General features: G+C 53.1%; 12 protein-coding genes. All 12 read left to right on the plus strand.

What is annotated here, in order from left to right:
* Positions 1-324: 324 nt before the first annotated feature.
* The 12 genes from mnmG to glmU all read left to right on the plus strand — a co-directional run bounded on the left by mnmG (position 325) and on the right by glmU (position 12,146).
* Positions 325-2,214 (plus strand): tRNA uridine-5-carboxymethylaminomethyl(34) synthesis enzyme MnmG, encoded by a 1,890-nt coding sequence (gene mnmG / locus AC6I8C_RS00005; RefSeq protein ID WP_497821255.1) that lies wholly within the window; start codon positions 325-327, stop codon positions 2,212-2,214.
* 47 nt (positions 2,215-2,261) lie between these two features.
* Positions 2,262-2,879, plus strand: coding sequence for a 16S rRNA (guanine(527)-N(7))-methyltransferase RsmG (rsmG, locus tag AC6I8C_RS00010; RefSeq protein WP_497821256.1), 618 nt, complete (start codon positions 2,262-2,264; stop codon positions 2,877-2,879).
* 710 nt (positions 2,880-3,589) lie between these two features.
* Entirely contained in the window at positions 3,590-3,970 is a 381-nt protein-coding gene (gene atpI, locus AC6I8C_RS00015; protein WP_497821257.1) for a F0F1 ATP synthase subunit I, read from the plus strand.
* An 8-nt stretch (positions 3,971-3,978) separates the two neighbouring features.
* Positions 3,979-4,797, plus strand: coding sequence for a F0F1 ATP synthase subunit A (gene atpB, locus AC6I8C_RS00020; protein ID WP_003849506.1), 819 nt, complete (start codon positions 3,979-3,981; stop codon positions 4,795-4,797).
* 105 nt (positions 4,798-4,902) lie between these two features.
* A complete protein-coding gene (gene atpE, locus AC6I8C_RS00025) occupies positions 4,903-5,142 on the plus strand; it encodes a F0F1 ATP synthase subunit C (protein WP_003849523.1) in 240 nt (79 codons plus the stop codon).
* A gap of 107 nt (positions 5,143-5,249) precedes the next feature.
* Complete coding sequence (atpF, locus tag AC6I8C_RS00030) at positions 5,250-5,720, plus strand: F0F1 ATP synthase subunit B (protein ID WP_003849528.1); 471 nt, start codon at positions 5,250-5,252, stop codon at positions 5,718-5,720.
* Between the two features lie 14 nt (positions 5,721-5,734).
* Entirely contained in the window at positions 5,735-6,268 is a 534-nt protein-coding gene (gene atpH, locus AC6I8C_RS00035; protein WP_497821258.1) for a F0F1 ATP synthase subunit delta, read from the plus strand.
* A 14-nt stretch (positions 6,269-6,282) separates the two neighbouring features.
* The gene (atpA, locus tag AC6I8C_RS00040; protein ID WP_003849532.1) at positions 6,283-7,824 is read left to right on the plus strand and encodes a F0F1 ATP synthase subunit alpha; all 1,542 of its coding nucleotides are present in this window, start codon (positions 6,283-6,285) and stop codon (positions 7,822-7,824) included.
* 52 nt (positions 7,825-7,876) lie between these two features.
* Entirely contained in the window at positions 7,877-8,743 is an 867-nt protein-coding gene (gene atpG / locus AC6I8C_RS00045) for a F0F1 ATP synthase subunit gamma (protein ID WP_003849534.1), read from the plus strand.
* A 30-nt stretch (positions 8,744-8,773) separates the two neighbouring features.
* On the plus strand, positions 8,774-10,171 hold the full coding sequence (gene atpD / locus AC6I8C_RS00050; RefSeq protein ID WP_008926373.1) for a F0F1 ATP synthase subunit beta: 1,398 nt from the start codon (positions 8,774-8,776) through the stop codon (positions 10,169-10,171).
* A 24-nt stretch (positions 10,172-10,195) separates the two neighbouring features.
* Positions 10,196-10,615, plus strand: coding sequence for a F0F1 ATP synthase subunit epsilon (locus AC6I8C_RS00055; protein WP_008926374.1), 420 nt, complete (start codon positions 10,196-10,198; stop codon positions 10,613-10,615).
* 160 nt (positions 10,616-10,775) lie between these two features.
* Positions 10,776-12,146, plus strand: a complete 1,371-nt coding sequence (glmU, locus tag AC6I8C_RS00060) for a bifunctional UDP-N-acetylglucosamine diphosphorylase/glucosamine-1-phosphate N-acetyltransferase GlmU (RefSeq protein ID WP_497821259.1) — start codon at positions 10,776-10,778, stop codon at positions 12,144-12,146.
* The last annotated feature ends 41 nt before the right edge of the window (positions 12,147-12,187 follow it).

The raw sequence follows: 12,187 nt of genomic DNA on the forward strand, positions 1-12,187 counted from the left end.
CCGGTAGTTATCCAAATAATAAGCGAAGAGCGATTTTTGAGCTGTGGATAACAACGGCTTTTGATCCCAGCTTATACGGATCAGGATCACCGATCACTCACAGCTAGTGATCCTCTTCATCCTGTTGTTTCTGCTGTGCTTCTGCCACATATCCACAGAAAACCGGGATCCTAATAAGAGATCTAACAGAAAGATCATATACAGATCTAAGATCCTTTCTTTTAAAACCGGACGATCCCGCGGCTTTCACCCCAGACGGAATTTGAGTAGAATCCACGCCCCAGGACGACGATCCTGCAAGTTCATCAACCGAGGTACCACTTCATGTTTTATCAGGATCCTTTTGACGTCATCGTAATTGGTGGTGGTCATGCGGGCACCGAAGCCGCAATGGCGGCAGCCCGAATGGGTCAGCAAACCCTGTTACTCACCCATAACATTGATACGCTTGGACAAATGTCCTGTAACCCGGCGATTGGTGGTATTGGCAAAGGACATTTGGTAAAGGAAGTGGATGCCCTGGGTGGTCTGATGGCCAGTGCGATTGACCAGGCGGGTATTCAGTTCAGGATACTAAACGCCAGCAAAGGCCCGGCAGTACGGGCGACCCGTGCTCAGGCCGATCGCGTGCTTTATCGCCAGGCGGTGCGTACGGCACTGGAGAATCAGCCCAATCTGATGATCTTCCAGCAGGCGGTCGACGATCTTATCGTGGAAAACGATCGTGTCGTGGGTGCCGTCACTCAGATGGGACTAAAGTTTCGCGCGAAAACCGTTGTTCTTACCGTCGGAACATTCCTTGACGGCAAAATTCATATCGGTCTGGACAACTACAGCGGCGGTCGCGCTGGCGATCCCCCGTCTATTCCACTGGCAAAACGACTGCGTGCGCTGCCGCTGCGGGTAAACCGCCTCAAGACCGGTACGCCACCGCGTATCGATGCGCGCACCATCGATTTTTCAGTGCTCAGCCCGCAGCACGGTGATAACCCGATGCCGGTCTTCTCGTTTATGGGCAATGCCTCTCAGCATCCGCAGCAGGTGCCGTGCTGGATCACGCATACCAACGAGAAAACCCATGAGGTGATCCGCAATAACCTGGATCGCAGCCCGATGTACGCCGGGATCATTGAAGGGATCGGCCCACGCTACTGCCCGTCGATCGAAGACAAAGTGATGCGTTTTGCCGATCGCAACTCGCATCAGATCTTCCTGGAGCCGGAAGGACTGACCAGCAATGAGATCTACCCGAACGGTATCTCGACCAGTCTGCCGTTTGACGTGCAGATTCAGATCGTCCGGTCGATGCAGGGCATGGAGAATGCGAAGATCGTGCGTCCGGGTTATGCCATTGAGTATGACTTCTTCGATCCGCGCGATCTCAAACCGACGCTGGAAAGTAAATTTATTCACGGCCTGTTCTTTGCCGGACAGATCAACGGCACAACCGGCTACGAAGAAGCGGCTGCGCAGGGAATGCTGGCCGGTCTGAATGCGGCCCGTCAGTCTGCCGACAAAGAGGGCTGGGCACCGCGTCGTGATCAGGCTTATCTCGGCGTACTGGTGGATGACCTCTGCACACTTGGCACCAAAGAGCCGTACCGGATGTTTACCTCCCGTGCGGAATACCGCCTGATGCTGCGCGAAGACAATGCTGACCTGCGCCTGACCGAAACCGGCCGTGAACTGGGCCTGGTGGATGATGCGCGCTGGGCGCGTTTCAATCAGAAGCTGGAAGCGATTGAACAGGAGCGTCAGCGCCTGCGCGATATCTGGGTTCATCCGAAGTCAGAGCATGTGACGGAAGTGAACACGGTACTCAGCGCACCGCTGACTAAAGAAGCGAGCGGTGAAGATTTGCTGCGCCGTCCTGAGCTGACCTATCTGAAGCTGATGACGCTGGAAGCCTTTGGTCCGGCACTGGCTGATGAACAGGCCGCAGAGCAGGTTGAGATTCAGGTCAAATATGAAGGGTATATCGCGCGTCAGCAGGAAGAGATTGATCGCCAGCTGCGTAATGAGAATACGCTGCTGCCGGTGGAACTCGACTATCGCCAGGTGAACGGTCTCTCGAACGAGGTGATTGCCAAGCTGAACGATCACAAACCCGTGTCGATTGGTCAGGCAACACGCATCTCTGGTATTACCCCGGCGGCCATCTCGATTCTGCTGATCTATCTGAAAAAACAGGGTCTGCTGCGTAAAAGCGCCTGATCTGATACGGGGCGAGGCGACTTGCCCCCGCTGAATGGACTTATGCTGTGATTAACTCACTCACGTCGCTGCTAAAGGCAGCCGGTATTTCTCTCTCCGATCAACAAAAACAGCAGCTGGTTGCCTATGTCGGCCTGCTGGATAAGTGGAACAAAGCCTACAATCTGACATCCGTGCGCGATCCGCAGCAGATGCTGGTTCGCCATATCCTCGACAGCATTGTGGTGGCGCCGCATCTGAAAGGTTCGCGTTTTATTGATGTCGGAACCGGTCCCGGTCTGCCTGGCATTCCGCTGGCTATCGTGATGCCCGAAGCGCACTTTACGCTGCTCGACAGTCTGGGCAAGCGGGTGCGCTTCCTGCGTCAGGTTCAGCATGAGTTAGGACTCACTAACATTACTCCGGTACAGAGCCGGGTTGAGGCGTTCCCGGCTGAGCCACCCTTTGATGGCGTCATCAGCCGTGCATTCGCCTCGCTGACCGACATGGTGAACTGGTGTCACCATCTGCCTGGCGGGGAAGGGCGCTTTTATGCGCTCAAAGGTGTCCGTCCGGACGATGAAATGGCTGAGTTGCCCGCTGGCTATGTCTCCGATGCAGTGATAAAGCTGCAGGTGCCTCAGCTGGAAGGTGACCGTCATCTGGTCATTATTCGTCACCAGTAGGCCTAAGTTTTCAGAAATTTAACGCTTATCTGACAGGGTTTTTATCAGGATATGGATGAAAAAAGTGCAGATGATGCGCTATCAATTAAAGATTTTGATTAAGCCCTGGCCGAGCGAAGGTTAAAAACGGAGACGGAAATTATCCGAAAAGCTCTGTTACATTTAACGATTAATTCACATTCAGTTATCAGAAATATCACTTGTATAGGCGGGTCGCGGAATAAAAGTAGTCACGCCGGAAAATATATCGTGGTAATAACTTTGCGTACGTAATATCAATTTCACGATTCTCATGCACAGTTCGATGTCAATAGCGTGTTTTCTGTGAAAATAGTCTTGCGGACACATTTTTGTAATTTCAATGTTCTGATTTTAAAGGGTTAATCTGTTTTGCAGATTGTTCTTAAATAGACTGCAGATAAAACTCAATGTCGTGTGAGTGCTTATTATGTGATCTAAAGCACGCTTTAAAAGCAAGATGCGAGTGAATTTTCAGTCAGATTCGGGTGAATCTCTGCAGGGTAATCTTTGGAAAAATAGCCCTCCGGAAAGAAATTTAAATAATTGTTCACCTTTTCGCTACTTACCGATTGAAATCGCAGGTGCGGCCCGTATAATTTGCACGGCTTTTGCTGCTTGACTCAACTGCGCAAAGGCAGTCTTATACGACACGCGACATACCCCTAACGGGGCAGGAGAGTATCAGCGTCATGTCAGTGTCTCTTTACAGTGTAAAATTCGCCCGAACGGTGCTGATGATTCAGCTGGTGACGATAGTCATCATCGGCGGACTCTTTGCTGCTAAAGATGTCACCTGGGGTGTCTCTGCTCTTGCTGGCGGAGCGGCAGCCTGGCTGCCAAACGTATTGTTTTTGTTTTTAGCCTGGCGCCTGCAGGGGCAACCCCCCGCTTCGGGGCGAGTCGCGTGGAGCTTCGCTTTAGGTGAAATTGCTAAAGTGTTTGCGACCATCATTTTGCTCATTGTGGCGTTGGGTCTGTTCGGGGCGGTCTTCTGGCCGGTCGGAATAACCTGGTTATCGGTGCTGGTGGTTCAAATGCTGGCACCGGCGGTAATTAACAACAAAGGGTAAGAGGCATCATGGCTGCAGGAGAAATCTCTACTCCGCAAGAGTACATTGGTCACCACCTGACTCATCTTCAGTTGGACCTGCGTACCTTCGAGTTAGTGAATCCGCACGACGCTCCCGCGACGTTCTGGGTATTAAATATCGATTCCATGTTTTTCTCTATGGTGCTGGGAATCATCTTCCTGGTGTTGTTCCGTAGCGTGGCGAAGTCTGCTACCAGCGGTGTACCAGGGAAAATGCAGGCGGCTATCGAACTGGTTGTCGGTTTCGTTGATAGTAACGTGCGCGACATGTATCACGGTAAGAGCAAACTTATCGCCCCGCTGGCTCTGACAATTTTTGTCTGGGTCTTCCTGATGAACTTCATGGATCTGCTGCCAATCGACCTGCTGCCATATATTGGTGAGCACGTATTGGGGTTACCGGCGCTGCGCGTCGTACCGTCTGCAGACGTGAACATCACGCTATCTATGGCGTTGGGCGTATTTATTTTGATTCTGTTCTACAGCATCAAAATGAAAGGCATTGGCGGCTTCACGAAAGAGCTGACGCTGCAGCCTTTTAACCACCCGATCTTCATCCCGATCAACCTGATTCTGGAAGGTGTGAGCCTTCTGTCTAAGCCTGTGTCACTGGGTTTACGACTGTTCGGTAACATGTATGCGGGTGAACTGATCTTTATCCTTATTGCCGGTCTGTTGCCGTGGTGGTCGCAGTGGGTGCTGAATGTGCCGTGGGCCATTTTCCACATCCTGATCATTTCGCTACAGGCTTTCATTTTCATGGTCCTCACGATTGTCTATCTGTCGATGGCATCTGAAGAGCATTGATTTTTTTCTCAACACTACTTTCCCTCTTGATTCCGGGTTGCAGCGTACTCCGCTGAAGCCCGGAAGATGAAGGGAGCATTTAACTGAAACAAACTGGAGACTGTCATGGAAAACCTGAATATGGATCTGCTGTACATGGCTGCCGCTGTGATGATGGGCCTGGCGGCAATCGGTGCTGCGATCGGTATCGGCATCCTCGGAGGAAAATTCCTGGAAGGCGCTGCTCGTCAGCCTGACCTGATTCCTCTGCTGCGTACGCAGTTCTTTGTTGTAATGGGTCTGGTGGATGCAATCCCGATGATCGCTGTTGGTCTGGGTCTGTACGTGATGTTTGCTGTCGCCTAAAGCCCTGTGTTCACTCAGCGCACAATGTGCAGGGGTGAACGGATTCTGCCGCTTATCACAACGATAACGGCAGAAAAGTTAAATACTCAATCTAGAGGCATTGTGCTGTGAACATTAATGCAACAATCCTCGGCCAGGCTATCGCGTTCATCCTGTTTGTCGCGTTCTGCATGAAGTACGTATGGCCGCCGCTCATGGCTGCTATCGAAAAGCGCCAGAAAGAAATTGCTGAAGGCCTTGCTTCTGCTGAACGTGCAAAGAAAGATTTGGATCTCGCGCAGGCTAATGCGACCGACCAGCTGAAAAAAGCCAAAGAAGACGCTCAGGTCATTATCGAGCAAGCGAACAAGCGTCGCGCGCAGATTCTGGACGAAGCGAAAACCGAAGCTGAAAACGAACGTAATCGCATCGTGACACAAGCGCAGGCTGAAATTGATGCCGAACGTAAACGTGCACGTGAAGAACTGCGTAAGCAGGTTGCGTTGCTGGCTATGGCTGGCGCCGAGAAGATCATCGAACGCTCCGTGGATGAAGCTGCTAACAGCGACATCGTTGATAAACTGGTCGCTGAACTGTAAGGAGGGAGGGGCTGATGTCTGATCTGATTACTGTAGCTCGCCCCTACGCCAAAGCAGCTTTTGACTTTGCTGTTGAGCATCAAAGTATAGAACGCTGGCAACAGATGCTGGCGTTTGCCGCAGAAGTGGCTCGCAATGAACAGATGGCTGATCTTCTCTCCGGTGCATTAGCACCTGAAGCGCTGGCAGCGTCGTTTAACGCAGTCTGTGGTGATCAACTGGATGAACCCGCGCAGAACCTGATTAAGGTGATGGCGGAAAACGGACGTTTGACAGCGCTTCCGGCTGTACTGGCCCAATACATCGAACTGCGTGACGCTCATGAAGCCACCGCTGAAGTTGATGTTATCTCCGCCAGTACGCTGAGTGACGACCAGCTGAATAAAATCAGCGCCGCGATGGAAAAACGTCTGTTACGCAAAGTTAAGCTGAATTGCAAAATTGATAAGTCTGTGATGGCAGGCGTGATCATCCGTTCGGGTGATCTGGTTATTGATGGCAGCGTACGCGGCCGTCTTGACCGTCTGGCTGACGTCTTGCAGTCTTAAGGGGACTGGAGCATATGCAACTGAATTCCACCGAAATCAGCGAACTGATCAAGCAGCGCATTGCTCAGTTCAATGTCGTGAGTGAAGCTCACAACGAAGGTACGATTGTTTCTGTAAGTGACGGTATCATCCGCGTACACGGCCTGGCCGATGTGATGCAGGGTGAGATGATTGCCCTGCCGGGTAACCGTTACGCTATCGCCCTGAACCTCGAGCGTGACTCGGTTGGTGCAGTGGTGATGGGTCCTTACGCTGACCTCGCCGAAGGCATGAAGGTTAAGTGTACTGGCCGTATTCTTGAAGTACCGGTAGGCCGTGGCCTGCTGGGCCGCGTTGTGAACACCCTGGGTGCGCCAATCGACGGTAAAGGCGCAATCGACAACGACGGTTTCTCACCGGTCGAAGTGATTGCACCTGGCGTTATCGACCGTCAGTCAGTCGACCAGCCGGTTCAGACCGGTTATAAGTCGGTCGATGCAATGATTCCAATCGGTCGTGGCCAGCGTGAGCTGATCATCGGTGACCGTCAGACCGGTAAAACCGCGATGGCGATCGATGCGATCATCAACCAGCGCGATTCAGGCATCAAGTGTGTCTACGTTGCGATTGGTCAGAAAGCCTCAACCATCTCTAACGTGGTTCGTAAGCTGGAAGAGCATGGCGCACTGCAGAACACCATCGTTGTTGTGGCGTCTGCTTCTGAATCAGCTGCACTGCAGTATCTCTCTCCGTACGCAGGTTGTGCGATGGGCGAATACTTCCGTGACCGTGGTGAAGACGCGCTGATCGTATACGATGACCTCTCCAAGCAGGCTATCGCTTACCGTCAAATCTCTCTGCTGCTGCGTCGTCCACCAGGCCGTGAAGCGTTCCCTGGCGACGTGTTCTATCTCCACTCCCGTCTGCTGGAACGTGCATCACGCGTGAGCGCTGATTATGTAGAACGTTTCACCAATGGCGCAGTGACAGGTAAAACCGGTTCACTGACCGCGCTGCCGATCATCGAAACTCAGGCGGGCGACGTTTCTGCGTTCGTTCCGACCAACGTAATCTCGATTACTGATGGTCAGATCTTCCTGGAATCGAACCTGTTTAACTCCGGTATTCGTCCGGCCGTTAACCCAGGTATTTCGGTATCCCGCGTAGGTGGTGCTGCACAGACCAAGATCATCAAGAAACTGTCCGGTGGTATCCGTACCGCGCTGGCACAGTATCGTGAACTGGCGGCGTTCTCGCAGTTCGCATCTGATCTGGATGATGCCACCCGCAAACAGCTGAGCCATGGTCAGAAAGTGACCGAGCTGCTGAAGCAGAAACAGTATGCGCCGATGTCTGTCGCGCAGCAGGGTCTGGTTCTGTTCGCTGCAGAGCGTGGCTACCTGAACGACGTTGAACTGGCAAAAATTGGCAGCTTCGAAGCTGCACTGCTGGCCTTCGCCGATCGCGACCACGCTGAGCTGATGGCTGAAATCAACCAGTCGGGTAACTTTAACAACGATATCGAAGCGAAGCTGAAAGGCCTGATCGATACGTTTAAAGCAACCCAGTCCTGGTAATGTCTGGCGGCTTGTCTGAAAAGGCAGGCCGCAAGGCTTTGAGGAGAAGCTAATGGCCGGCGCAAAAGAGATACGAAGCAAGATTGGAAGCGTGAAAAACACGCAGAAGATCACCAAAGCGATGGAAATGGTCGCCGCCTCCAAGATGCGTAAAACGCAGGAACGCATGGCGGCCAGCCGTCCGTATGCAGACACCATGCGCAAAGTGATTGGTCACCTTGCGTTGGGTAATCTGGAATACAAGCACCCTTACCTGGAACAGCGCGACGTCAAGCGCGTCGGCTACCTGGTCGTTTCTACAGACCGCGGGCTTTGTGGTGGTTTGAACATTAACCTGTTCAAAAAATTACTGGCGGATATGAAGTCCTGGTCCGATAAAGGCGTGCAGAGCGATCTGTCGATTATCGGTTCAAAAGGGGCGTCATTCTTCAGTGCTGTGGGTGGCAACATTGTGGCGCAAGTCAGCGGCATGGGCGATAAACCTGCCCTGTCTGATCTGATTGGCCCGGTAAAAGTGATGTTGCAGGCTTATGATGAAGGCCGCATCGACAAACTGATGATCGTCAGTAACAAATTCAATAACACCATGTCTCAGACTCCGACCATCACCCAACTGCTGCCGTTAGCGCCAGCGGAAGGTGAAGAAGAGATGAAGGCGAAGACCTGGGATTACCTGTACGAACCCGATCCGAAAGCGCTGCTGGATACCCTGCTGCGTCGTTATGTCGAATCGCAGGTTTATCAGGGTGTGGTGGAAAATCTGGCCAGTGAGCAGGCTGCACGTATGGTGGCGATGAAAGCCGCAACCGACAACGGCGGAAATCTGATCAAAGAGCTGCAGTTGGTATACAACAAAGCTCGTCAGGCCAGCATCACCCAGGAACTTACCGAGATCGTCTCGGGGGCCTCCGCGGTTTAACCAGGTTTGGAATTAGGTAGAGGATTCAAGATGGCAACTGGAAAGATTGTCCAGATTATCGGCGCCGTTGTTGACGTCGAATTCCCTCAGGACGCGGTACCGCAAGTGTACAGCGCCCTCGAGGTGATGAATGGTGATGCGCGTCTGGTGCTGGAAGTACAGCAGCAGCTCGGCGGCGGCGTAGTTCGTACCATCGCAATGGGTACGTCTGACGGCCTGAAGCGTGGTCTGAACGTCAACGACCTGCAGAAACCCATTCAGGTTCCGGTCGGTAAAGCGACCCTGGGCCGTATCATGAACGTTCTCGGCGAGCCAATCGACATGAAAGGCGAGCTGAAAGAAGAAGACGGCAGTGCAGTAGAGATCGCCTCTATTCACCGCGCAGCGCCTTCTTATGAAGATCAGTCTAACTCGCAGGAACTGCTGGAAACCGGCATCAAGGTTATCGACCTGATGTGTCCGTTTGCCAAAGGCGGTAAAGTGGGTCTGTTCGGTGGTGCGGGTGTCGGTAAAACCGTCAACATGATGGAACTGATCCGTAACATCGCGGCTGAACACTCAGGTTACTCTGTGTTTGCCGGTGTGGGTGAGCGTACTCGTGAGGGTAACGACTTCTACCACGAAATGACTGACTCAAACGTTATCGATAAAGTTGCGCTGGTCTATGGCCAGATGAACGAGCCGCCGGGTAACCGTCTGCGCGTTGCACTGACCGGTCTGACCATGGCGGAAAAATTCCGTGATGAAGGCCGCGACGTTCTGCTGTTCATCGATAACATCTACCGTTATACCCTGGCCGGTACAGAAGTTTCTGCACTGCTGGGTCGTATGCCATCTGCGGTAGGTTACCAGCCAACGCTGGCAGAAGAGATGGGTGTGTTGCAGGAGCGTATTACCTCCACCAAGACCGGTTCAATCACCTCCGTACAGGCCGTTTACGTCCCTGCGGATGACCTGACTGACCCGTCACCAGCAACCACCTTTGCGCACTTAGACTCAACGGTAACGCTGAGCCGTCAGATCGCTTCTCTGGGTATCTACCCGGCCGTTGACCCGCTGGACTCTACCAGCCGTCAGCTGGATCCGCTGGTTGTCGGTCAGGAACACTATGATGTTGCGCGTGGCGTTCAGTCACTGCTGCAGCGTTATCAGGAACTGAAAGACATCATCGCCATCCTCGGTATGGATGAGCTGTCTGAAGAAGACAAACTGCTGGTGGCACGTGCGCGTAAGATTCAGCGCTTCCTGTCTCAGCCGTTCTTCGTTGCGGAAGTATTCACCGGTTCACCGGGCAAATACGTTACGCTGAAAGACACTATCCGTGGCTTTAAAGGCATCATGGAAGGTGAGTTTGACCACCTGCCAGAGCAGGCCTTCTACATGGTTGGTGCCATCGAAGAAGCCGTGGAAAAAGCGAAGAAACTGTAATAACGGTTTCCCGGGAGGAAGATTATGGCTATGACTTATCACCTGGATGTGGTCAGCGCAGAGGAGCAGTTGTTCTCTGGTCTGGTACAGAAAATTCAGGTGTCAGGTAGCGAAGGTGAACTGGGGATTTTCCCTGGCCATGCGCCGCTGCTGACTGCCATTAAGCCTGGAATGATCCGTATCGTGAAACAGCACGGCGAAGAGGAGTATATCTACCTCTCTGGCGGCGTGCTGGAAGTGCAACCGGGCAGCAGCACCGTTCTGGCCGATACCGCGATTCGCGGTACCGATCTTGACGAAGCGCGTGCTCTGGAAGCAAAACGCAAAGCAGAAGAGCACATGAACAGCAGCCACGGCGACGTGGACTACGCTCAGGCCTCTGCCGAGCTGGCGAAAGCCATTGCTAAACTGCGCGTGATCGAACTGACCAAAAAAGCGATGTAATCCAGCTTTATGCGTCACGAAATGCCAGCCCTCGGGCTGGCATTTTTTTTGCCTGCGGCGCCCGATCTGCCTGTCCGCCTAATTTCGGCCTGAGAAAAATGTAGTAATCTCAACCCCAAACCGTTTTACTTTCACCCGTAAAAATTCACTCAGGATAGTTATGTCTAACAGTGCGATGAGTGTGGTGATTCTTGCTGCTGGCAAGGGCACCCGTATGTATTCCGATCTGCCTAAAGTTCTGCATACGCTGGCAGGCAAACCGATGGTTCAGCACGTGATCGATGCTGCCAAAGGGCTGGGCGCACAGCAGGTGCATCTGGTTTATGGTCACGGCGGTGACCGCCTGAAAGCGACACTTACCGACAGCACGCTGAACTGGGTGCTGCAGGCCGAGCAGCTCGGCACTGGCCACGCCATGCAGCAGGCCGCCCCTGCTTTTGCCGATGATGAAGATATCATGATGCTTTACGGCGACGTGCCGCTGATTACTCAGGCGACATTACAGCGCCTGCGCGAAGCAAAACCGCAGGGTGGCATCGGCTTACTGACCGTGGTACTGGATGACCCGACCGGCTATGGCCGCATTGTGCGCGAGAACGACACCATCACCGGCATTATCGAACAGAAAGATGCCACCCCGGCGCAGCTCACCATTAAAGAGATTAACACTGGTATTCTGATCGCCAACGGCGGCGATTTAAAACGCTGGCTGTCACAGCTCACTAACAACAATGCACAGGGTGAGTATTACATCACCGATATTATCGCGCTGGCGCATCAGGAAGGTCGGGTGATCAATGCGGTTCATCCGGCACGCATCAGTGAAACCGATGGCGTGAATAACCGTCTGCAGCTGGCGACATTAGAACGCACTTACCAGGCTGAACAGGCGGAAAAACTGCTGCTGGCCGGCGTGATGCTGCGCGATCCGGCACGGTTTGACCTGCGCGGGACGCTGACACATGGGCGGGATGTCGAAATCGACACTAACGTCATTATTGAAGGCCAGGTCACGCTGGGCTCGCGCGTCAAAATCGGCGCGGGCTGCATCATCAAAAACAGCGTGATCGGCGATGATTGTGAAATCAGCCCCTATACGGTGATCGAGGATGCTCATCTCGCTACCGCCTGTACCGTCGGACCCTTTGCCCGTCTGCGTCCTGGCAGTGAGCTGGCGCACGCCGCTCACGTGGGCAATTTCGTCGAAATGAAGAAAGCGCGTCTGGGCAAGGGATCGAAAGCGGGTCACCTCTCCTATCTTGGCGATGCGGAGATTGGCGACAACGTGAACATCGGTGCAGGCACCATTACCTGCAACTACGATGGCGCGAACAAATTCAAAACCGTGATAGGCGATGACGTATTTGTAGGCTCAGATACGCAACTGGTGGCTCCGGTCAGCGTCGCAGCAGGCACTACCATTGCGGCAGGTACCACCATCATGAAAGATGTGACCGAAGCCGGTCTGGTCTATAACCGTAAAGAGCAGAATCACAAAGCGGACTGGCAGCGTCCGGTGAAGAAAAAATAAAATTTTTAACGGCCCGCTTTATGCGGGCCGATGCAGTGCAG

This window comes from Pantoea sp. X-Soil-YNGN-844 (assembly GCF_059730595.1).